This window comes from Pectobacterium sp. PL64, from assembly GCF_022477975.1.
GTDB lineage: Bacteria > Pseudomonadota > Gammaproteobacteria > Enterobacterales > Enterobacteriaceae > Pectobacterium > Pectobacterium jejuense.
Window position 1 is genome coordinate 5,031,269 of the sequence record NZ_CP092070.1, and the last position, 21,000, is coordinate 5,052,268.

Genomic DNA, 21,000 nt, shown 5'->3' on the forward strand with positions numbered 1-21,000 from the left:
AGTCTTACCCTTGACGTTGAGTGAGGATGGTTTCTTCATACTGACGCACCTGCTGCAGCCATTCGCTGCCCGGGATGACGTCATGACGCTGGCAGTAGTGTTCCCACACGGCCTGCCACGGTAGCGATTTTTGCTCTTCCAGCAGAGCCAGACGCGCGGTGTAATCGCCGTTTTGTTCCAGTGTGCGTAGCGTTTCCGTGGGTTCCAGCAGCGCGCGCAGCAGGGCTTTCTTCATGTTGCGGGTGCCGATGACCCAGGCGGCGATGCGGTTGATCGAGGCATCAAAGAAATCGAGCCCGATATGCACGCGGTTAAGCAGTTTATGGCGCACAATTTCGTGTGCGATGGCCTGCGTTTCGTCGTCCAGCAGCACCACGTGGTCGCTGTCCCAGCGTACCGGGCGACTGACGTGCAGCAGCAGGCGCGGGACGTAAAGAATGGCGCTGGAGATCTTGTCGGAAATCACTTCGGTTGGGTGGAAGTGTCCGGCATCCAGACAGAGCGCGGTGCCGCGGCTGGCCGCGTAGCCGAGGCAGAATTCGCTGGAACCGACGGTGAAACTTTCCGCACCGATCCCGAACAGCTTGCTTTCCACCGCATCTATATGGTGTGCCTGATCGAGCGGCTCTGCGATGACCTCATCCAGCGCGCTGAGCAGCCGCTGGCGGAACGCCAGACGATCGATGGTCAAATCTTTCATGCCGTCCGGCACCCAGATGTTCATTACGGACGGTGTGCCGAGTTCGCGCCCGAAGTAGGCGGAAATCCGGCGGCTGGCCTGACAGTGTTCAATCCAAAAACGGCGTACTTTTTCGTCTGGATGCGACAGGGTAAAGCCGTCCGCACTCAGCGGATGAGAAAAGCAGGTCGGGTTAAAATCCAGCCCGAGCTGGTGGCGCTTGGCCCATGTAACCCAGGTGCTGAAATGCTCGGGGGCAATCTCGTTGCGGGCGACGGGCTGTGCAGATTCCAGATAGATAGCGTGCAGGTTCAGCCGCTTAGGGCCGGGGATCAGCGCAAACGCCTGTTCCAGATCGGCACGCAGTTCATCCGGCGTGCTCGCCTTACCGGGGTAGTTGCCAGTGGCCTGAATGCCGCCGGTCAGTGGCCCGCCGGTGTTCTCGAATCCGGCTACATCGTCGCCCTGCCAGCAGTGCATTGACACCGGAATCTGATCGAGCTGTTCCAGCACGGCCTCTACGTCAACATTTAGGCTGGCGTAACGCGCTTTTGCCAGTTGCCAGGCTGCTTCAATTGGTGTGCTCATTGCGTAGTCTCCTTTTTGCCCTGTGGGGCGGTTTCTGGCTGGCTGAGCGCCTGAAAACGACGCCAGTGCACCGGCAAAATCACTCTCCGCACGCGGGGTATAGCGATGCAGAGGGAAGTTATGAGTCAGCATGTGCCGGAATGCGGCAAGGTCGGCGACGGCGCCTAGCGCCATCAGTTGGCAGCCGATATTGCCAAGCGTCGAGGCCTCGACCGGCCCGGCCAGAACCGGAATCTGGCACACATCGGCGCACAGCTGGTTCAGGAAGGCGTTCTGGCTGCCACCGCCGACAATATGCAACTGGCGGATTGGCGCGTGGCGCAGTTCGCCCAGTTCCAGTACCACCTGTCGGTAGAGCAGCGCGAGGCTGTCGAAGATGCAGCGTGCCAGTTCGGCATCGCTTTGGGGTACGGGCTGGCCGTGCTCACGGCAATAGTCGCGGATCGCCTGATGCATGGACGGCGGATTGATAAAGCGCTCGTCATTCGGGTTAATCAGACTGACGAAAGCGGGCAGGGTGGCGGCGGACTGAATCAGCGCACCTAAATCCTTGATGTCACGTTCCTGACAAACCCGCTGTAGCAGCCACAGGCCCATGATGTTTTTCAGTACCCGATAGGTGCCGTCCACGCCGCCTTCGTTGGTGATATTGGCGGCCAGCGCCTGCGGGCTGTTAAACGGCGTGTCGCTCTCGATGCCCATTAGTGACCAGGTACCGGAACTGAGGTAGGCGCTGTCGCGGCTCTGTAACGGCGCGCCGACCACCGCGCTGGCGGTGTCGTGCGTGGCGACGGCGGTGACGGGAATTTGCCGTCCGCTCGGGGCTGTCCAATTCCCTACCGCGTGCCCTGGCTGTACTGGATCGCTCAACCAGCGGCGCGGGATGCCCAGATAGTCGAGCAGTTCGCTGTCCCAGGTTTTCTGTTCCAGATTAAGCAGTTGGGTCGTGCTGGCGTTGGTGTATTCGCAGACCCGATTCCCGGTGAGGCGATAGTGAAAATAGTCGGGAATCAGCAGCAGGTGTGCCACCTGATTCAGATCGTCAGATGACGTGTCACGCAGCGCTTTAAGCTGGTACAGCGTATTAAACGGCAGAAATTGAATACCGGTGCGCTGATAGATCGCCTCACGCCCCAGCTCGGCAGTGACGGTAGCCATCACGCCGTCGGTGCGGTGGTCGCGATAGGAATACGGCAGGCCAACACGCTGCCCGTCCTTATCCAGCAGCACATAGTCCACGCCCCAGCTGTCGATCCCGATGCTATCGGGGGTGATACCCATGGCATCGATTTGGTGTAACCCGGTGAGGATGTCGCCTTCCAGCGCGGCCAGATCCCACTGGTGATGGTTGTCCTGAAACACCAGCGTATTGCTGAAACGGTGAATTTCTTTCAGCGTCAGATGCTGCGTTGCGGTGTGCAAGGTTGCCAGCATGACCCGACCACTGGATGCACCTAAATCCACCGCCACGATATTCTTCACCGCCATAGCCGCACTCCTTAATTGTTAGATGTGTTGCAGTGTAAGGAGCGGTAACAGAAGCCACCTTCCTATGAGTGCCATCTACAACAGGCGGCTGGCAAAATGACAAAGCTGACCGTGAAAGGGCTCACAATCTGGGAAATTATTTAGGGAATAACCATGAAAAAATCAGGGAAAAGGCGGTGTGATCCTTGCCACACTTCAACTAATTAGGCGGTGCGATCTTAAAAAAAGAGCAGCCAGATGGCGTGTGGGCGACGGTATTTGAAGGCCGGTTTTGTGGCTTCTGACTACCCTTTTTCAAAGGCCGCACTTTTGCCAGAGGCTGAATGGAGAACTGAAATGACGTTACTTCGTGGTGATGATTTTTTTACTTCGCGTGCCGTAACGGTTGCGGTGGAGCCGCGCACCCCACAAGCGGCGTTTCCTGAGCATTATCATGATTTCTGGGAAATTGTGTTGGTGGAGCAGGGCGCTGGCGTCCATGTGTTTAACGATCAGCCCTACGCCCTGTGCAGCGGTTCGGTATTCTTCGTTCGCGATAACGATCGGCATCTGTTTGAAGACGTCGAAGGGCTGTGCCTGACCAACATGCTGTACCGCTCGCCACGTGGATTCCGCTTCCTTTCCGATATTGCCGCCTTTTTGCCGTATGGCTCGAACGGCGAGTGGCAAGGGCAGTGGCAGGTGAATGCGGCGGGGATGCAGCAGTTGAAACAGTCGATGAACAGTCTGGCTGAATTAGCGCAGAGCGATGCGCCTGAAGCGATTGCCGCCAGCGAGAGCCTGTTTCTGCACATTCTGGTGCAGTTGCGTCAACACTGCTTCCAGACGCAGGCCAACGGCTCCGAGCGTCAGGGGGTACAGGCGCTGTTGGGCTGGCTGCAAAACAACTACAGCGAAGAGGTGAACTGGGGCAGTCTGGCCGATCAGTTCTCGCTACCGCTGCGTACGCTGCACCGTCAGCTCAAACAACACACCGGTATGACGCCACAACGCTATCTGAATCGGTTAAGATTACTGGAGGCTCGTCGGCGGTTGCAGCAGAGTGATGATTCCATTACCACTATTGCGCACGCCTGTGGATTTAGCGACAGCAATCACTTCTCGACGCAATTCCGCAAGGCATTCTCGCAGGCACCTAAGTCACTGCGCCATCAGGCGTTTTCTCGTGAAGAGTAGGTAACGGCAACTGCGGGTGAGGGAATGACGACAGTAATACGGGGTTTGAAATTACAGACTGAAGACTATTTCCTCACCGATAAGAATGCCGTGATGGTTGCCGAACGGCATCCACAGCCCGTGTTTCCGCTACATCATCATGATTTCGACGAACTGGTGATTGTCTGGCGTGGCAATGGCCTGCACCTCTGGAACGATGTGCCTTACCGTATTACTCGCGGCGACATGTTTTATGTCTCCGCGAACGATCGCCACAGCTATGAATCCGTCAACGGACTCGAACTGGACAACATTCTCTATATCCGCAATCGCCTGACGCTATCCGCCGACTGGCAAGCGTTACTACCGGGCGGAGAGCTTTCACAAAGCCAGCGCCACTGGTGCTTAGGCTCGGAAGGCATGGATACCCTCCGCGAGAAGGTGGATGCGTTGAGGCAGGAGTGCATGAAGTCGGATGCGCTGTCGCTGCAACTGAGTGAAGCGCTGCTGTTGCAGATTGCGCTGCTGGCGGCGCGCTATCGCCACACGCCGGATAGTCCACAGCTGGCCGATGCGCATCAGTTGGATATGTTGATGAATGCGCTGCGTGCCAGCATTGCAGCTCCATTCCGCTTTGAAGCCTTCTGCGAACAGCACCACTTCAGCGCCCGCAGTTTACGTTCGCGCTTTAAAGAACAAACCGGCATGAGCGTGCCGCACTACCTGCGCCAGCTACGGCTATGCAAGGCGATGGAACTGCTGCGTTATGATCTGCAAACCATTGGCGACGTTGCCGCGCTGTGCGGTTTTGAAGACAGCAACTACTTCTCCGTGGTGTTCCATCAGGCGTTCGGCGTCTCACCCAGTGCCTACCGCCAGCGCTTCCTGAATGTGGAGTGACGGCGTTAGCTATTGGGCATGATGAATTTGCAGGCTCTACTTTATCTGGCCGTGTTCCGTGTTAGAGCATGACTCAACCTGATAGTCGGCAACGAGCTCAATATCGCCATTCGCACCCAGATATGATCTGGCGAGACAATATCACTCCTTGAAAAAATTACGCGGAATGCCAGCGACGTCGGGGCGAATGGCATACAAATCCCCAGCATCCGGGTAGCGATCCAGTTCCGAGGGTGTCATAGCAAAGCGTGCGGTAGTGATAAACAACGTATCCAAGCCCTCCCCACCAAAGCAGCAACTGGTGGGACGTGGCACGGGCATGGCGAGATGTTCGCTCAAGTGCCCGTCGCGGTCGTAGCGCAACAGGCATCCGCCGTTGAACTGACATACCCACAATCCTCCCGCCCTGTCCAGAGCGATGCCATCAGGGCGACCCAGTTCTATCGGGGTCTGGGCGAATAGCGTCACTGCGCCGAGTTCACCCTCGACTGAATACGTCGTTCGAAAGATCGAGCGTGCAATAGAATCGACAAAAAACAGCGTGCGCCCATCTTCCGACCAGGCCAGGCCATTGGGCAGTGCTACGCTCTGGAGGATGATTTGGGCATTAAGCTCACTGTCATAGCGGTACAGCGCGCTGGCCCTGCGGTTTGGAGCTTCATCCATAAGGCCGGTGATGAAGCGTCCCTGCGGATCGCAAGCGCCATCGTTGAAACGATAACTTGCCCCGTCATATAAGGCAGCGGTGCGCCTGTATACCTCGCCGGTTTCCATATTAAGCATGGCGATGCTGGAGTTTTCAGTGAATATCAGGTTGCCTTTATCGGTCAAGCCGAGGGCACCGATGCGTGCCGCCGATTTATAAATGGTTTCAACCCGAGCCTGCGGGCACAGCACCTTGATTTCACCCCCGGTGATATCAACGAAGTACAAAAGCCCGTTACGTTCATCCCACACCGGACTCTCGCCAAGATCGGCGCGGATATGCGCGATCTTGCGCAGGCTTCCATCTTCATGCATCGCTGAACTCCTTGATGCGTTGCCAGTTCCGGGCGATGTCTTCCACGCTGTCACATTCGATCCGGGCCAGATTCGTGGGGTAATCGACGCCAGGATTCTCGCAAAATCGGGTGGCGGTGAACTGACCGTTGCTGGCCCGAAGAATGACACCCGTGTCCTGACACAGCGAGCTGGCTAGATACAGCACGCCGGGGGCTACCCACTCGGGCTTGAGATTCTCGGGTGGCTGTGTGATTCCCCACATGCGTGTTTTGGCAACAGGGGAGACCGCATTGACGAGTATGCCGTGCGGTTCACCTTCCATACTTAAGGCATTCATAATGCCTATCTGGGCCATTTTGCTGGCGGCGTAGGCCGTCAGACCTGACTGCGCGTATCGTTGGTACATGGCGCGGTCAGACGTATTCAGCACGACACGCGCCGACGAGGACTGTTTGAGATGCATCCAGGCGTGCTTGCACAGCCAGATCGGTGCACGCACGTTGATACCAAGAGCGCGCTCAAGGAAATCGTCTTCCTGCTCCTCAACGGACTGGTAACCGACCCAGCCGGCGTTGTGGATCAGAATGTCCAGCGCGCCGAACTGCGAGATAGTTAGCTCCACGAGCTGCTTGCAGCCAGCTTCGTGGTCCAGTCGCCCTCTATGGGCGATCAATTGTCCGTCGTCGGCCTGCAAGGTGCGCACTGCTTCGGCGATCGCGCTGTCGTCGGCCCCCTCGCCAGATCTATCCGTGCCCGGATCGCTGGCGACAACACGTACGCCACGGTCGAGCAGCGCCTGCACGTAGGCTCGTCCCAGCCCCTGCGCGGCACCCGTGACGATGGCAACCTTCCCCTTGAATATCTCGCCTGTCTGAAGGTGTGTCTGCTCCATCTTTCATCTCCATGAACCTGAATGTCACGATGATGAGTTCTCGGCCTTCGTCCGTAAAATATATTATTTATACTGAAATGAGATTTAAATCGTCTTAATGGTTGTCGCTGATGCCATTGTGTTACGTACTTCGTCGATTAGCCTGTCTCGGATTACACATGGCGTGTGTTCTCTCCATGCCATCAGCAGTTCTACGTGCCGTAATGCATCCGGTGCATCGACTTGAATTTGCCGGAACACCACGTCCTTGCGCCCATCCTGTGCCAACGAGGCCGGCAGCAGCGCAACGCCGAAGTCGCCTGCTACCAGAGCGACCAGCGTCTGGAGTTGCCGCGCCTGCTGGGTAATGCGTGGTACGAAGCCTGCAGCTTCGCAAAGCTGAATAAGTTGGTCATGAAAGCCCTGACCCAAATACCGGGGCGATGAGACGAAGGCATCATCCTGAAGAGCGGTCAGTGAAATAGTCTTTTTGCCAGCAAGGCGATGCCTGACTGGCAACGCTACTACGATGGGTTCACGCAAAATGGGCGCGAATCGTAAGCCCGGTGCCGTTCTGCCTGATGGCCTCATGAAACCGAGGTCGGCACGGCCCTGTTCGAGGGCGTCGACCTGTTCTTGCGTTGTGGCTTCCTGCATCGTGAAGGACACTGCTGGGAATGCGGCTCGGAAGCGTCGTAGAGCATCCAGCAACGCACTATAGGGCGCGATGTTGATGAAGGTCAGGGTGAGATGGCCCTCAATACCTTGTGCAACGCGTCGGGTCTGCTCCACGCTCTCATCAAGTAGGTGCAATACTTTTCTGGACGACTCCAGAAAGGCTGCCCCGGCAGGCGTGAGCGACACGCGCCGGTTGGTGCGCTCGAAGAGCGGCGTGCCGATCTCCTGTTCTAGCCGACGAATAGCCTGACTTAAGGGTGGCTGCGCCATGTGAAGCCGTTCCGCAGCACGATTAAAGTGCAACTCCTCTGCGACGGCGATGAACTGGTGAAGCAGTCGGGTTTCAATCATGAGACTTACAAAATATCATTGTGAAAATTATATATTAGCAAAGTATCGTTCGTGGGGGCGTGCTGTCGGCATCGGACATGGACATATAACTACATGATGATGTAACGCAACCAATGCAACAGGCGTCTGCAATAGGCAGCTCATCGTGTCGTCCGCAGGCTCAGTATGACTGAGCGCCGGGAGACATTGGACTACCATTTAAACTCGGCTAAACGTCTTAATTCCAGCGGCAAGCCGGGAATTGATGCATCAGTTCCAACATATCAATGAGAACGTCCGTAATCGGGGGGAAGTGAGTCGCTGAAGGATATCGGGGATGAGATCGCCTGGATCACCCCCAAAAGATGTTCTGCGCGTTTATTTTATTAACTCATTGATCTTTTTGACCATCTGCTTATCGATGCCCTGCCAGTACAGAATGTACAATGTCGCTGCGTTTTTAAGCTCTCAACCCTTCGTCAACAGCGCTACTCTGCCACCGTTGAAAGCAGCAGGCGCGTGTAAGGGTGCTGCGGCTGATTGAAGATCTGCTCGACCGGCCCTGTTTCTACGATATCCCCGTCTTTCATGACCGCGATGCGGTGGCTCATATGCTGTACCACGCCCAGATCGTGGGAGATGAACAGCATTGTCAGCCCCAGTTGGCGTTGTAACGCCACCAGCAAATCCAGCACCTGCGCCTGTGTGGTGACGTCCAGCGCTGATACCGGTTCGTCGCAGATCAGAATCTCGGGTTCTGAAGCCAGTGCCTGTGCGATGGAGACGCGCTGACGTTGCCCACCGGACAGCGCTCTTGGACGGCGGCTCAGCAGGTCGGGCGTCAAGCCGACATATTCGAGCAGCGTCAGAATGCGCCGCTGTTTCTCATCGTCGCTCAAATCGCGGCGCAAACGCAGCGGCTGATTCAGAATCTGGGCGACGGTAAATTGTGGATCGAACGAGCTAAGCGGATCCTGTGTGATCGTCTGAATGCGTGCGCGCAGCGGTCGGCGTTCGCGTTCCGTTAATGTGCTCCAGGCATTGTCCGCGAGTCGGACTTCGCCGCTGTCTGGCTTTTGCAGTGCCAGAATGACTTTGCCCAGCGTGGTTTTCCCCGAACCGGATTCCCCGACGATGCCCAGCGTTTCGCCGCGTTTGATCTGGAGAGAAACCTGATTAACGGCCTGCATCCGGCTACCGTCCGGGCGTTTGAACGACACCGCAATCCGATCTGCTGTGAGTGCAATGGTCTCGTCGGTGCTGGTGTGATCGGCTGCCAAAGAAGCGGGTGACGGCGCAATGCCGCTCTGTAACGGGTCCGTACCAGCCAGCCATTTTCCACGGGTAGACGCGGTCGGGATCGCCGCCAGCAGCTTGCGGGTGTAGGGATGTGTCGGCGCTGACAGGATCTGTCGCGCCTCACCGCCTTCTACCAGCGATCCTTGCTGCATCACGATGACGCGATCTGCCACCTCAGCGACGACGGCGAGATCGTGGGTGATCAGTAAAACGCCGTGTCCTGCCTGCGCCAATGCGGTGAAGACTTTCAGCACCTGCTTTTGCACCGTGGCATCCAGCGCGGTGGTCGGCTCATCGGCAATCAACAACTGTGGGCCTGCCGCCAACGCGGAAGCGATAAGCGCACGCTGACGCAGCCCGCCGGACAGCTCATGCGGATACTGCGCCGCGCGATTCTCTGGATCGGGAATGCCTGCCTTTGTCAGGAGTTCGGCAACGCGTGCGGGAACCTGCTGGCGAGGCAACAAACGATGGGTCAGAATCGGCTCGGCGACTTCCTGCCCGATCTTGCGCAGCGGGTCGAGAGACACTAGCGCATCCTGCAAAACAAAGCCGATTTCACGGCCGCGAATCGCCCGCCAATCGCGATCGGTCAGATAGCGTAAATCACACAGGCTGCCGTCATGGCGCGTGAGCTCAATCGCGTTTGCCTGTACGTCAACGTTTTCACCAGCCAGACCCACCAGCGTGCGAGCGGTGACGGATTTCCCTGAACCCGATTCGCCGACCAGCGCCAGAATTTCTCCGGCATTCACCTGAAAAGAAAGATTTTTAACCGAACGAACGGGGCCGAAAGGGCTGGGAAAAGTCACGCTCAGGCCGTCTACGCGCAGCAGCGGCGTTTTTGCGGACGTTTCTGAAGGTGAATGAGAGGGGTGAGAATGTGTGTTCAGGCTCATCGTGCCTCTCCTTTTGCCAAAATGGCCTGTAAACGACGTCCCAGCAGCGTGATGGAAATCACCGACAGCGCGACGACGCTGGCGGGCAGCAGGCTGACCCACGGTGCGATATCAAGGAAGTTGCGTCCGTCAGCCAGTAGCGCGCCCCATTCGGCGGTCGGTGGGACGACGCCCAATCCAAGAAAGCTCAGCGCTGAGGCGGACAGCACCGCGTGGCCGACACCAATGGTGGCGACAATCAGCAACGGGCGTAGCGTATTGGGAATGATATGGCGGAAGACGATATACAGCGGGTGTTCACCCAGCGCAATCGCATGCTCAACGTAGCCGGATAGCCTGACTTGCAGCACCTGAGAACGAATCAAACGTGCATAGCCGGCAATCCCCGCCAGACCGACGGCCAGCATAGTGTTTTCCGGTCCTCGTCCCAGAACGGCGATCACCAGCAACGCCAACAGCAGATCGGGAAACGCCAGCATGATGTCCAGCAGACGTACCAGAACCTGACGGATGCGCAACGGCGCGAGCACCGACAGCGTGCCAAACAGCACGCCGCCGAAGCAGGCGATTAGCATCGCGCCGACGCCAATCCCCAGCGACAGCGAGGTGCCGTGAACGATGCGGGAAAAAATGTCGCGTCCCAGTTGATCGGTGCCGAACCAGTAAGTGCTATTTGGCGACTGAAATACCGCGCCCATATCCATTTCGTCGGCGGTGCGGCTGGTAAATAGCGAGGGGAAAAAGACCGCCAGCGCCAGCAGGAAAACGATAGCGGCAGGCAGCAACGTCGCCGTGCTCAGCCACGGGCTACGATAGGTTTTTCTTGAGGGTGTCTGCGTGAAGGGCATCGGTTCACTACTCATGGGCGCTCGCCTTCTTGCGTAAGCGGGGATCGATGATGAGATACAGCGCGTCCACCAGCAGGTTGATGACGACGAACAGGAATGCGGACAGCATGACAACGCCCAGCACCAGCGGCATGTCGCGGTTTTCAATTGCGCTCAGCGTAACCTGTCCAATCCCCGCACGGCCAAAGACGGTTTCGGTCAGCACGGAGCCGCCGAGTACGCTTGCCAGCAGCGTGCCAGTCAACGTTGAGGCGGCCAGCGCAGCATGGCGTAAACCGTGGCGGAAGCGCAGTCGGATTTCGCTGACGCCGCGCGTGCGCACGGTAAGCGAGAACGGCTGGGAAAGCGCATCTTCCAGACCGTCGCGCAATACCTGACTCAGAATAGCGGCAATCGGTAGACTCAGCGTGATGACTGGCAGCACCAGCGACATCACCCCATCGTTGCCGGTGACCGGAAACCATTGCAGACGAAAACTGAATAGGCTCAGCAGCACGATACCAATCCAGTAGACCGGCGTGCTAAGTAGCGTCAGTTCCAGCCAGGATACGGTGGTTCGCAGCACGCCGTAGCGACCTGCGGTCAGCAGCGCGCTGGTGATGGCAAGGAGCAGCGCCAGAATCAGGCCGCCGAGCGCCAGCGGTAGGGTTTCATGCATCGCATCGCTAATCACGCTGCCAACTGGCAGGCGGTAGAGATAGCTGACACCAAAATCGCCCTGTAGCGCCTGTCCACAGTAGCGCAGATATTGCACCCATAGCGGCTGGTCGAGCCCAAATTGTTTGATGAGTACGGCGCGATAGGCTTCGTCTACCACGTTATCGCCGCCGCTAAGAATGGCGACCGGATCGCCAGGGATCAGTTTGACGGCAATAAACGTCAATGTGGCTGCGCCCCAGAGCACAGCCAGAATGGTGAAAAGACGTTTACCTATCGCGTACAGATTAACGTTTAATCCAGACATCATAGAAGTTCGGTTTTGCGTTGGTGGCCCAGCTTATGCCCTGTACCTGTTTGGACAGGCCGAGTTGATAGGCGGGAATGTAGAGTGGAACAACATACGCCTGATCGATGACCTCACGCTGTATTTCGCTATAGAGCTGTTTACGTTCCGCTTCGCCCGCGCCGATGGCTTTTCTCAGTTTGCCGTCCAGCGAGCTGATGCGAGTAAAGCCGTTACCGTTCGGTGGCGCATAGGCTGAATCGAACACGGTACGTAGAATATCTGGCTCTGCACGCACGAAGAAGTTAGAAGCAATATCGTACTCGTTGGCATTGGTGCGTGTGGTGAATTCACCCGCATCAACTGGCGTCAGTTTGACTTCGAAGCCTGCCTGCTTCACCTGATATTGTACTGCCTGGAACAGCGCGACATCCGCCGCTTCAACGTTGGTTGAGGCGTAAACGAAGCTGACGCTCAGGCGCTTGCCATCTTTGGTTCGGAAGCCTTCGCCGTCTTTCTGTTTCCAGCCTGCGTTATCCAACAGTTCGTTGGCTTTTTTCGCATCAAAGCCCCAGCGGGACGCGACGCTCGGATCGTAGTACAGCGTGGCCGGGCCAAGAACGTTATCGGCGGCTTTCAGCGTACCGAAGAAGGCGACTTTCACTGCCGCGTTGGTATCTACCGCGCTCTGGAATGCCTTACGCACCGCGACATCCTGGAAAGGGCCTCTGGTGGTGTTGAGATAGAGTACGCGGTTCACGCCCGGGTTCTCATAGGTGATCACTTCCAGCTTCGGATTGCGCTTCACCGTCGGGAAATTAGCCGGTGGTACGGCGTCAATCGCCTGAATCTGGCCGCTGCTCAGGGCGCCGAGGCGAACCGATGCTTCCGGCAGATATTTGAACACCAGACCGTCGAGATAAGCTGGACCCGTGTGCTTGGCATAACCCGGTCCCCAGTTGTAATCAGGGCGTTTCGTCAGCTTGCTGCCGCTGCCTTTCACAAAGGAATCGAGAATAAACGGACCGGAGCCCACCACGGTGGTACTGGTGTTTGGTGTTTTCTTCAGATACGTCGGCGATTGAATGCCCAGATACGGCAGGCTCAGACCCTGTAACAGCGCCGCAAACGGTGAGCTGTAGTGGATCACAATCGTATAGTCATCCGGCGTTGAGATCTTGTCGATAGGACCTAACAGCGATTTCGCGTAGCTGGAGGTGGTCTTCGGATCGAGAATACGTTCGATGTTGTATTTCACCGCTTCCGCATCCAGCTTGGTGCCGTCGCTGAATGTCACGTCCTTGCGCAGGTGGAAGGTGTACTCGGTGTTGTTGTCGTTAATTTTCCAGCTTTCCGCCAGCCAGGGCGTAAAGCGGTTATCTTCCGCCTGTCCTACCAGTGAATCCACCACGTTACGCGCAATCAACGCTGTAACGCCGTAGGCCGTAATGTGTGGGTCGATAATCGGCGTATCGCTGCCCAATCCAACATTCAGAATACCGCCAGACACCGGTTTTTCACCGGTTTCTGCTGCGTACGCTCCGGGGTTGAATGCAAAAAGTAACGAGAGTAACCCTGCGGCGAGAGTCGTAACTTGCGGATGATTTTTTTCCATTCCCTGTGTCCCTTACAAATGACATGAGGCCATACACGGCGGTCTTTTCGCTACTCTAAAGGGGGGGCTTATGCATGTAAAAGAATAAAAATTGATTTTCAATTCCATAAAAATATATATGTGAAAGGTGGCTGCTACGATTCAGGTGTCTCAGCAACCTTATGATTCATGCGGCTTTTTATTCGTTCGCGATGTATTCCCTCCGTAACGGCAACTACGCTTATGTCATGACCGACGACGCCAGATGGAGGGCTGCATGGAGACACCAGAGTTTTGTGACGTTAAATCAAATGGATATGCGCGACTGTTTGATTTTCTCTCCGAGGCTGGAGTGACGCTCTACGCGGGCGTGACAGGCGGCGGGGTGATTCATTTTGTTAAAGACATTCATCCCGTTGACTGGTCGGTTCAGGATAAAACGGGGTTTTTAACGCTGTGTGAGTACAGCGCGGGCTTTGTTCCGCTGGGCTACTATCTCGCCAGTGGAAAATACGCGGCGGCGGTGGCTACCACGGGAGCGGCAACGAAGCTGCTAGGCTGTGGGCTTAGTGATGCCAAGCTGCATGATATTCCTGCGGTTTATCTGGTCGCGCTATCGGGGAAGCATACGGACGGCCTCTTGCCGTTGCAGGATACATGGGAGCACGGTAGCAATATTGTGCAACAGCTGCGGGCTGAGCTGCCTGACTCGGTTTTTGTGCTCGATAACCCGCACACGCTGAATGAAACATTGGCATTGGCAAGGGCGCAGTTGGGAAACGCGAAACCGGTGGTGCTGGTGTTGGCACACCATGCGCTGGCTGAGGCCACCAGTGAGAATGCTCTTCCTCCAGATTCACGACCCGCTTCTGCCTGTGACGATCTCGGCGCCTTTGTCGATCGCTTTCGTCAGGCTGTAAAGGGGAAGCGCGTGGTGATGTTGGTTGGAGAGGAGATGGCGCGGTATCCCAATGCGCCAGCGTTGACGACCCAGCTCGCTGTGCAACTGCATGCCGCAACGGTGTGGACGATCAATGGCGCGAACGCCGTCAGCCGAGATAATCCGTATGGCTACGGCTATATCGGCTTTGGTGGAAACGACTGTGCGACGGCGCTTTATGCATCGCTGAATGATGATGATGTTCTGCTGGTTCTGGGGGCGAGCCCTGATGAATATTCGGTGAATTTACAGCCTTTTACCGCCGGCGAAACGTTCTACCTGAGCAATATTACACAGGCCTACGGCCAGATTGAGGGCGGCTTTCAGCACCGGGCTTCGGGGCACTATCACCATCTTCATGGGCCGATCGATCAATCGCTGCTCAGGTTGATTGCGGCTGCGGAAGCGTGCCCCTTTGCCAACACGGGGGCCACACCTGCACCGCACAACCTAAATCATCATGCCTTCTCTTCCCCACGTCAGGGGTACGTCAATATGGCGACGCTATATCAGCGTCTGGATAGCTGGTGGCCTGCGAACTCGATTGGGTTTGATGATATTTGCCTTGCGTATAAAGATCGTCAGTACGTGACGCAGCGGCCGCATCCCCACATTCGTTTCTACTCTTTTTACCGTGGTTCGGCGATGGGTGGCGCATTTGGCGCGGCTGTGGGGGCGAAGCTGGCTCGGCCGGAACACGCGGTCTTTTTATTTACCGGTGATGGCTGCTTTCGCCAGTTTTCTGGCGCGTTAGGAGAAGTTCGGAAACTCGGTATTGTCATCTTCCTGTTAAACAATGAGAGCCTGGCTATCGTGGCGCAAGGGTTGCCCAAGATCCTGCCGGAGGTCGCGCCAGAACATTATCACGCTGGCGTGTGCTCTCTCGACTACTGCGCCATTGCGAAGGCCTGTGGCTGGGAGGTGAAGCAGCTTCAGCCCGATCTCGCTAATTTAGATGATGTTTTGGTCAGAGCAGGCGAAATTGGGCGTCCTTCTCTACTGGTTGAAGTACCGGTTGATGCGTATCAACGGCTGGGGAGCAATCCGCGCATACGGAATCTTTAAGGAGGTGCTATGTCACTCGCGTTGCTTGAGAAGATTGATGCGTGCTATCTGGCTCTGAGCGGTGCTTTGTTGCCTTCGCCCGCTGGCGTGGCAGAACGTTACAGATGGCTGCATGAACAGGCGCCGTATAGCGTGTTGGCGCAAGGAGTGGGGGACGATCCTTGTTTTATTTATGCCAATCGCTTTGCGCTCGATTGCTTCGGATATAGCGAAGCAGAAATGCTGGCGTTGCCTTCTCGACTGTGTGTCGAGAGCTCTTTACGGTCAGCGCGGCAGCAGTTTCTGGAAAGCGTGTCTCAGCAGGGGATCGCCAATAATTACGCAGGAATCCGGGTCAAGAAAAACGGGCAGATGTTTTCAATTTATGGCGGCGTAGTCTGGCAGTTACGCCGCCCGGATGGAGCGGCATGGGGAATGGCCTCGCTATTTTGGCGCGAGGAGCATCAACGGCCAGATTGGTTCAGTGCTGATTAAGCGATAAGCGTGGGATACGGTTTTATGGCACCAGTTATTCCGTTGAACTGTCGCAGACTGAATATCAATTTTTGCTGACATGCGTGAAAATTCGGAGCGGATTCGTGTGTGATGCAGTGTGAAAGAATACGTTATTGATCTGTTATTCTTTCACAAAAAAATAACCAGGCTATTTCTTATTGATAATATTATTGGTGAATTGTTATTCTTTCGCATCATTTGGGATATACATTTCGGACACGTTATAGAATCTGGTTTTTCAATTATTGAATAAAAGTTTCACAAAAAAGAAACGCATGATTTCTTCTTTTTATTTTTATAAAATTTAAAACCACGTTCCTAATAACAAAATATACTAGAGAGATGGTTCGATATATCAATTAACCTCTTTATAAGTACATGATATCTATGTAAGACTATAACCTTTAATGGTTAGATTGGTAAAAAAATGAACTTTTTTGAACAAACACCTCCATCTCGGAGACGCTATGGATTAGCTGCTTTTATTGGTTTGATTGCAGGTATTGTTTCATCTTTCGTTAAGTGGGGTGCGGAAAACCCGCTTCCTCCACGTAGCCCTACTGATATGTTTACCGGTGCTTGTGCACCTGAATCACTGATTAGAGCTGCCGAGCAAATTGATTGCTCTCGTAATTTTCTTAACCCTCCCTACATCTTTTTACGCGATTGGCTTGGGGTGGTTGACCCTAATGCGGCGGTTTATACCTTTGCCGGCCACGTATTCAATTGGGTTGGTGTAACGCATATTATTTTCTCTATTGTTTTTGCTTTAGGTTACTGCGTTGTTGCAGAAGTATTTCCTAAAATAAAATTATGGCAAGGTCTGTTGGCTGGTGCGCTGGCTCAATTATTTGTCCATATGATTTCCTTCCCATTGATGGGGCTTACGCCATCTCTGTTTGTTCTCCCTTGGTATGAGCATGTATCAGAAATCGTAGGCCATCTCATTTGGTTCTGGTCTATTGAGATTATTCGCCGTGATTTACGTAATCGAATGACTCACGAGCCCGATCCAGAGATTCCTTTGAGTGCTTCACGATAGGCTGTGATTTTATTTTAGATAATGTGAAAGAGTGCGATGCTTATTATTAAAGTGTCGCACTATTAATAAATCAACGCCTCCGCTCTTACCCATGAACAATGGCCTCTCTCTGTATGACGACGAGAAAGGCATTCGACGGGGAAACGATGGATTCAGGCAGAGGTATAGGTAGAAACAGAAAATGTCATCTATTCTGTTTCGTCCGTCCAAACGTCCTCATATCCAGCTCGATCGATAATGAATTTCGTCCCTTCGGGTAAAAAGAGATACGGTACGACTTCAGGCAACGTGTCCTCTAAGTGACAGGTGTGAAGGGCCTGATAAAAACCGCTCTCGGATGAATGCTCGCCACAGTGGATAAACCAGCTTATCGTGCCGTTTTCTGGCAATGCGATCCGGGTTCCGTAAATGGGCGAGCTTTGTAAGGTATCTAAAGCGATAGCGACCATGTCTTCTGGAGGATGCTGCGGTAATTGGTACATATCGCAGGTCTGTTTCTGTCGCGCATTGGGTAAGGGTCGATCTGCATTTTGCATGGTTAAGTCCGCTGTCGCTTTTCGTGCATGTCGGGATGTTCGAGATACGTTATTTCAGCTGAGGGGCTAGCCGTGGGCATCTAACTATCCAGCCACCAATTTAAAAGCGTTTCGTCTTCATCGTCATCGATATTCTTATAAATGTTCGCGAAGTACCATTGAACGCCTGTTTTTTCGCGAAAGGCGTCGAAAACATCGGCAATCTTATCCATCCCATTCCGTGCTGGAACGGCCAATGTTAGATTTCCCTGAAATACGCCGTCTAGCGTTCCATTCAACTGACGGGCTACATCGTTTTCCAAACTGGCGATGTCCTCAGAGGGAAGCTCATCCGCATAAATATGAATGCAAAAATTGCCGCCTCTTTTTAAGACTTCCGGGTGCGCATGTTTGTCTTTAATTCGAAAAATATCTCCACGAGCCAGGTTTAATGCAAGGCCGGGAGAAGACAGCAATTCGTAAGTGTCCTTCTCAATTTCTCGGACAGGCAACTCTTCAAAAACGGGCTTATCGTCATGTGCGACATAGACATTAACTAACATAGGTTTAGTGATTACCAATACTTGAGTCTGCGAAGTAAAACGATGTCCCGATGTTAGCCCAAAATACGCTGGCGTATCTTGTTTTCCGTGGGTTTTTTACGTACCGCAGGCTGCTACTATGACCGAGAGAGGTTTGTTGGCGTGCCGGTAAATATTTCTCGAAGTGATGCTTCAATGTCGTCAATGGCTGCCAACTGAGGCGAAATACCTATCTCAAGTGTTTTTATCGTTTTGCACCAGATCGTGGTGCTAGAATAGGTAAAAATTATTTTTTCTTCCGTAATCGAAACATCATCAATTCCGCCATATCCGGCCATGCTTGGATCGCCTATCTCAACATAGTAGGTATCTTGGCCCAGTTCTTCATCTTGTTCGTCAGGCTCTTCAGCTCGTTGCAGAATCAGAAAGCTCTGTGGGTCATTTTCACTATCGGCAAATCCAACCGTCAAAACGCCCTCTTCAGAGGATGAATGGTAATAGGTTGCTGGAAATTTAACGCTCATGATTCTCTCCTACCGTTTTGTTCGTGAAATCTCGCCACTCATCTCTCATCAACGTTATATTTGGCGATCCTAATGACGCCTTCATCCGCATCCGACAGCAGTCTCTCCAGGATTTCAACCGGTGTTTTCCTGTTGGCCGCAATCGCCACTCGTACTGTACGACTTGCATCACGCGAAAGACGTTCGAACAAGGCTGCCGACAATTTTCTTTTACTCGCAACACATGCCCGTGTTGTTTCATCGAACGAACATAAAGCCTCGAGGATTGCTAACGGCACTGTCTTATTATGTGCCACCCACTTTCCATAACCTGGGTATTTTTTAAGAACGTCGAACCAGACATCCAAAGGCGCTTCTTCCATGGCCGACCTGTCATACTCACTTTTTATGTCACTACTGCGCAAGGCAATAAACTCTTCAGCAGATTCGATCATTTCTTGACCTTACACCTTGGGGTTTAACTTTATATTTATCTCAACGCCGCCCGTACGTTTGGGAAGCGCCTGATTCGCATATCTCAATGGTATTTCACTTCAGGCGGGTGAATGCAGCCGCAGTGGGAACTTATCACGCGGGACGGTACGTTGACAGTCGCCGATGCGATGAAAACACTTTCTTCAATATCTGTGGCAATATCGGTATCAGGATAGAAGACGATTGATAGAAAAAACGGTGAATAGGGTTACTCATGACAAAGGCTACGAGGTTGCTTGATATTCCAATCGTGAGTTCGCTGCTTGACGATCTCAGAAAACAGTTTCAGGGGTTTGACGCGACCGATTCGTACCAGATTTATCTGGCGTGTCGTGATTCGGTAGAGGAATGGAAATTTTCTGATGGCGATTATTTTTGTCACTTACCCTACAGCGATGAGCGTATTGGCTTTTCCCCACCTCGGCTCATGAAAAGGAAATATGCAAGCCTAGATGAAGCGCGCTGGCTGGGAAAATATTGCTCCGGTTTCTCTGACGATCGCCATGTTATTACGATCTCTCCAGGGCAGAAGGGGATTCAAGCGATTCAGGCAACCCTATATAACCGTACTGACGATGTTTTAGAGATCGCAACTCTGCATTTCAAGGGAATGGATCGCCCAGCAGGCAGTGAATCAAAATTGCTTGGCTTAGGGAGGATGCTGCAATTAGGCGACAACGCCAAGCTTTATGTCGGGGTCGGTATTAGAGAGGCTTTTGCCGTATTTCTTTACCAGTATTCCTCTTCTGGTCGCTTGTTATCTGGTCGAGCCTTTTCCAAAGGATGGCCCAGTGAAGATGAATGGTTCTGTCACTACGATAATGACGGGCAGCTTGCTGAGATAACGTCAGGTGATTCGTCCGTTTGGCGGAAGAAGTAAGCCATTTTAAATGGGCTGTTGCTATCGATAATGAAGACGAGAAAGGCTGATGTACGATGAATTGATTTTTACCCATGACTCCCATGCGCCTCATGATGCTTATGTCGGCGGCGGGGCTTATTTGCCCAGTGAGATATCCTGGCCATTCTCTGTTAAGGAATACTCTCAGATGGAAGGGCTATCTCTTTTTAGATGAGCGTTTCTGGGATAAAACAGCAAATGCGTGTGGCCGATTTTTTCTACAACTTGGCTAATGCCCTGACCAAAATACGAGACGTTTTAATAAGCGAGGAACGATGGGCAGAATACGTGTCATTGGCACATCGATAGAGGCGATTCAAGCCGCAGAACGTGAGCTAGGCCGTAAGTTGCCTCTCTCTTTTTCGGACTGGCTTCTGGTGAATAATGGAAGAGCGCTTGGAGCATTAACGATATTCCCGGTATTTGATTCTCGCGACCCGAGAAAAACATGGGAATCAATCGTTCGTCATTTTAAGGAAGGCTGGCAGGCGTGGCTGAGCAATTTTTCCGATACAACACAGGATTTTTCGACCCTTCTGCCTTTTGCGGAGTGTGGTACGGGAGATTATTACTGTTTTGATTACGCTGTATTAGGGAAAGCAGGGGAGCCGATTATTGTTTTATGGTCACATGAAACGGGAGAAACAACCCAGCAGGCAGATAATTTTGGCGCGTTTCTGACGATGCCAGAGCGGATTGGGTAATGTGTTGAGGCGAAAATCCTTTTATAGTTAGGTTCTCGCCTTTTTTTACATTCAGGGGGTGAATCAAAAGTGATGTCTCGGAGTGGGGAGAAAACCGTATAAAATAGCAAACAGGTTAACGGTGCTTTAAACGAAAAGCCTCGCTCAGTTCTACTTCGTCTTCGGTATCCCCATCTTCAAAGCATTTGAAAGGTTTCCCGCTGAGTGTTTCTCGCATGAGTGCGTACAAATCGACAGATTTAACGTTAACCTGAAGCCACAGCGAGCCATCGTCTTCATCGAACAGGCGGACGTCATATTCAGCTCGATTGTTTAGGGATTTGTCTTTCAAATAGACATCACCATTTTCGGCATGAATGCAGGCCTCACTGCGCTCAATAGTGCTGATGACCTGTTGGGCAATCGAGGCATCATCAAACACTAATTTGTACTCATAGCTCATGTTCTAATTGACCTGTTCACTAATTTTCAACTTCTTCACTCTAACCACATCTCAATATTTTTCGAGTATTGGGCGCTGCATT

20 protein-coding genes and 2 pseudogenes are annotated in these 21,000 nt (G+C 53.5%); 7 read left to right on the plus strand and 15 right to left on the minus strand.

Going from position 1 to position 21,000, the window contains the following annotated elements; all coding sequences use genetic code 11:
* Positions 1 to 4: 4 nt before the first annotated feature.
* Complete coding sequence (locus HP572_RS22655; protein WP_240584400.1) at positions 5 to 1,267, minus strand: L-rhamnose isomerase; 1,263 nt, start codon at positions 1,265 to 1,267, stop codon at positions 5 to 7.
* A pseudogene (gene rhaB / locus HP572_RS22660) lies at positions 1,264 to 2,755 on the minus strand (rhamnulokinase). The gene HP572_RS22655 and the pseudogene rhaB overlap by 4 nt, the downstream one beginning before the upstream one ends.
* Before the next feature lie 336 nt (positions 2,756 to 3,091).
* On the opposite strand from rhaB, the gene rhaS reads away from it, so the two are divergent.
* Entirely contained in the window at positions 3,092 to 3,931 is an 840-nt protein-coding gene (gene rhaS, locus HP572_RS22665; RefSeq protein ID WP_205553920.1) for an HTH-type transcriptional activator RhaS, read from the plus strand.
* A gap of 24 nt (positions 3,932 to 3,955) precedes the next feature.
* The gene (locus HP572_RS22670; RefSeq protein ID WP_240584401.1) at positions 3,956 to 4,810 is read left to right on the plus strand and encodes a helix-turn-helix domain-containing protein; all 855 of its coding nucleotides are present in this window, start codon (positions 3,956 to 3,958) and stop codon (positions 4,808 to 4,810) included.
* Positions 4,811 to 4,951: 141 nt separating this feature from the next.
* Here the strand turns inward: HP572_RS22670 and HP572_RS22675 are convergent, their stop codons facing one another.
* From HP572_RS22675 to HP572_RS22710, 8 genes and pseudogenes are all read right to left on the minus strand, one after another.
* Positions 4,952 to 5,830, minus strand: a complete 879-nt coding sequence (locus tag HP572_RS22675) for an SMP-30/gluconolactonase/LRE family protein (RefSeq protein WP_240584402.1) — start codon at positions 5,828 to 5,830, stop codon at positions 4,952 to 4,954.
* Positions 5,823 to 6,704, minus strand: coding sequence for an SDR family NAD(P)-dependent oxidoreductase (locus HP572_RS22680; protein ID WP_240584403.1), 882 nt, complete (start codon positions 6,702 to 6,704; stop codon positions 5,823 to 5,825). Before HP572_RS22680 ends, HP572_RS22675 begins: the two co-directional genes overlap by 8 nt.
* A gap of 84 nt (positions 6,705 to 6,788) precedes the next feature.
* The gene (locus tag HP572_RS22685) at positions 6,789 to 7,712 is read right to left on the minus strand and encodes a LysR substrate-binding domain-containing protein (protein WP_240584404.1); all 924 of its coding nucleotides are present in this window, start codon (positions 7,710 to 7,712) and stop codon (positions 6,789 to 6,791) included.
* A gap of 360 nt (positions 7,713 to 8,072) precedes the next feature.
* A pseudogene (locus HP572_RS22690) lies at positions 8,073 to 8,138 on the minus strand (hypothetical protein); the annotation flags it as partial.
* Between the two features lie 41 nt (positions 8,139 to 8,179).
* Positions 8,180 to 9,889, minus strand: coding sequence for an ABC transporter ATP-binding protein (locus HP572_RS22695; RefSeq protein ID WP_240584405.1), 1,710 nt, complete (start codon positions 9,887 to 9,889; stop codon positions 8,180 to 8,182).
* Complete coding sequence (locus HP572_RS22700; protein ID WP_010285293.1) at positions 9,886 to 10,752, minus strand: ABC transporter permease; 867 nt, start codon at positions 10,750 to 10,752, stop codon at positions 9,886 to 9,888. Before HP572_RS22700 ends, HP572_RS22695 begins: the two co-directional genes overlap by 4 nt.
* The gene (locus HP572_RS22705; RefSeq protein ID WP_240584406.1) at positions 10,745 to 11,704 is read right to left on the minus strand and encodes an ABC transporter permease; all 960 of its coding nucleotides are present in this window, start codon (positions 11,702 to 11,704) and stop codon (positions 10,745 to 10,747) included. Before HP572_RS22705 ends, HP572_RS22700 begins: the two co-directional genes overlap by 8 nt.
* Positions 11,682 to 13,295 (minus strand): ABC transporter substrate-binding protein, encoded by a 1,614-nt coding sequence (locus tag HP572_RS22710; protein ID WP_240584407.1) that lies wholly within the window; start codon positions 13,293 to 13,295, stop codon positions 11,682 to 11,684. The genes HP572_RS22705 and HP572_RS22710 overlap by 23 nt, the downstream gene beginning before the upstream one ends.
* 256 nt (positions 13,296 to 13,551) lie before the next feature.
* Here HP572_RS22710 and HP572_RS22715 point away from each other — a divergent pair, with 256 nt between their 5' ends.
* The 3 genes from HP572_RS22715 to HP572_RS22725 all read left to right on the plus strand — a co-directional run bounded on the left by HP572_RS22715 (position 13,552) and on the right by HP572_RS22725 (position 16,816).
* Positions 13,552 to 15,279, plus strand: coding sequence for a thiamine pyrophosphate-dependent enzyme (locus HP572_RS22715; RefSeq protein WP_240584408.1), 1,728 nt, complete (start codon positions 13,552 to 13,554; stop codon positions 15,277 to 15,279).
* Positions 15,280 to 15,288: 9 nt separating this feature from the next.
* A complete protein-coding gene (locus HP572_RS22720) occupies positions 15,289 to 15,753 on the plus strand; it encodes an MEKHLA domain-containing protein (RefSeq protein WP_240584409.1) in 465 nt (154 codons plus the stop codon).
* Between the two features lie 448 nt (positions 15,754 to 16,201).
* Positions 16,202 to 16,816, plus strand: a complete 615-nt coding sequence (locus HP572_RS22725; RefSeq protein ID WP_205553896.1) for a YagU family protein — start codon at positions 16,202 to 16,204, stop codon at positions 16,814 to 16,816.
* Positions 16,817 to 17,004: 188 nt separating this feature from the next.
* Here HP572_RS22725 and HP572_RS22730 read toward each other — a convergent pair whose 3' ends face one another.
* From HP572_RS22730 to HP572_RS22745, 4 genes are all read right to left on the minus strand, one after another.
* Positions 17,005 to 17,352 (minus strand): hypothetical protein, encoded by a 348-nt coding sequence (locus HP572_RS22730; RefSeq protein ID WP_240584410.1) that lies wholly within the window; start codon positions 17,350 to 17,352, stop codon positions 17,005 to 17,007.
* A gap of 80 nt (positions 17,353 to 17,432) precedes the next feature.
* The gene (locus tag HP572_RS22735) at positions 17,433 to 17,894 is read right to left on the minus strand and encodes a DUF4265 domain-containing protein (protein WP_205553892.1); all 462 of its coding nucleotides are present in this window, start codon (positions 17,892 to 17,894) and stop codon (positions 17,433 to 17,435) included.
* Positions 17,895 to 18,010: 116 nt separating this feature from the next.
* Positions 18,011 to 18,397, minus strand: a complete 387-nt coding sequence (locus HP572_RS22740; protein WP_240584411.1) for an Imm10 family immunity protein — start codon at positions 18,395 to 18,397, stop codon at positions 18,011 to 18,013.
* Positions 18,398 to 18,435: 38 nt separating this feature from the next.
* Positions 18,436 to 18,831, minus strand: a complete 396-nt coding sequence (locus HP572_RS22745) for a hypothetical protein (protein ID WP_240584412.1) — start codon at positions 18,829 to 18,831, stop codon at positions 18,436 to 18,438.
* A 254-nt stretch (positions 18,832 to 19,085) separates the two neighbouring features.
* Here HP572_RS22745 and HP572_RS22750 point away from each other — a divergent pair, with 254 nt between their 5' ends.
* Positions 19,086 to 19,751, plus strand: a complete 666-nt coding sequence (locus HP572_RS22750) for a hypothetical protein (protein WP_240584413.1) — start codon at positions 19,086 to 19,088, stop codon at positions 19,749 to 19,751.
* 296 nt (positions 19,752 to 20,047) lie between these two features.
* On the plus strand, positions 20,048 to 20,476 hold the full coding sequence (locus HP572_RS22755) for an SMI1/KNR4 family protein (RefSeq protein WP_240584414.1): 429 nt from the start codon (positions 20,048 to 20,050) through the stop codon (positions 20,474 to 20,476).
* Between the two features lie 115 nt (positions 20,477 to 20,591).
* Here the strand turns inward: HP572_RS22755 and HP572_RS22760 are convergent, their stop codons facing one another.
* The gene (locus tag HP572_RS22760; RefSeq protein ID WP_240584415.1) at positions 20,592 to 20,918 is read right to left on the minus strand and encodes a hypothetical protein; all 327 of its coding nucleotides are present in this window, start codon (positions 20,916 to 20,918) and stop codon (positions 20,592 to 20,594) included.
* Positions 20,919 to 21,000 lie beyond the last annotated feature (82 nt).

Bases quoted from the DNA above. Each gene is read 5' to 3' on its own strand.
- HP572_RS22655 (WP_240584400.1), bottom strand. From the start codon at position 1,267: ATGAGCACACCAATTGAAGCAGCCTGGCAACTGGCAAAAGCGCGTTAC.
- rhaS (WP_205553920.1), top strand. From the start codon at position 3,092: ATGACGTTACTTCGTGGTGATGATTTTTTTACTTCGCGTGCCGTAACG.
- HP572_RS22670 (WP_240584401.1), top strand. From the start codon at position 3,956: ATGACGACAGTAATACGGGGTTTGAAATTACAGACTGAAGACTATTTC.
- HP572_RS22675 (WP_240584402.1), bottom strand. From the start codon at position 5,830: ATGCATGAAGATGGAAGCCTGCGCAAGATCGCGCATATCCGCGCCGAT.
- HP572_RS22680 (WP_240584403.1), bottom strand. From the start codon at position 6,704: ATGGAGCAGACACACCTTCAGACAGGCGAGATATTCAAGGGGAAGGTT.
- HP572_RS22685 (WP_240584404.1), bottom strand. From the start codon at position 7,712: ATGATTGAAACCCGACTGCTTCACCAGTTCATCGCCGTCGCAGAGGAG.
- HP572_RS22695 (WP_240584405.1), bottom strand. From the start codon at position 9,889: ATGAGCCTGAACACACATTCTCACCCCTCTCATTCACCTTCAGAAACG.
- HP572_RS22700 (WP_010285293.1), bottom strand. From the start codon at position 10,752: ATGAGTAGTGAACCGATGCCCTTCACGCAGACACCCTCAAGAAAAACC.
- HP572_RS22705 (WP_240584406.1), bottom strand. From the start codon at position 11,704: ATGATGTCTGGATTAAACGTTAATCTGTACGCGATAGGTAAACGTCTT.
- HP572_RS22710 (WP_240584407.1), bottom strand. From the start codon at position 13,295: ATGGAAAAAAATCATCCGCAAGTTACGACTCTCGCCGCAGGGTTACTC.
- HP572_RS22715 (WP_240584408.1), top strand. From the start codon at position 13,552: ATGGAGACACCAGAGTTTTGTGACGTTAAATCAAATGGATATGCGCGA.
- HP572_RS22720 (WP_240584409.1), top strand. From the start codon at position 15,289: ATGTCACTCGCGTTGCTTGAGAAGATTGATGCGTGCTATCTGGCTCTG.
- HP572_RS22725 (WP_205553896.1), top strand. From the start codon at position 16,202: ATGAACTTTTTTGAACAAACACCTCCATCTCGGAGACGCTATGGATTA.
- HP572_RS22730 (WP_240584410.1), bottom strand. From the start codon at position 17,352: ATGCAAAATGCAGATCGACCCTTACCCAATGCGCGACAGAAACAGACC.
- HP572_RS22735 (WP_205553892.1), bottom strand. From the start codon at position 17,894: ATGTTAGTTAATGTCTATGTCGCACATGACGATAAGCCCGTTTTTGAA.
- HP572_RS22740 (WP_240584411.1), bottom strand. From the start codon at position 18,397: ATGAGCGTTAAATTTCCAGCAACCTATTACCATTCATCCTCTGAAGAG.
- HP572_RS22745 (WP_240584412.1), bottom strand. From the start codon at position 18,831: ATGATCGAATCTGCTGAAGAGTTTATTGCCTTGCGCAGTAGTGACATA.
- HP572_RS22750 (WP_240584413.1), top strand. From the start codon at position 19,086: ATGACAAAGGCTACGAGGTTGCTTGATATTCCAATCGTGAGTTCGCTG.
- HP572_RS22755 (WP_240584414.1), top strand. From the start codon at position 20,048: ATGGGCAGAATACGTGTCATTGGCACATCGATAGAGGCGATTCAAGCC.
- HP572_RS22760 (WP_240584415.1), bottom strand. From the start codon at position 20,918: ATGAGCTATGAGTACAAATTAGTGTTTGATGATGCCTCGATTGCCCAA.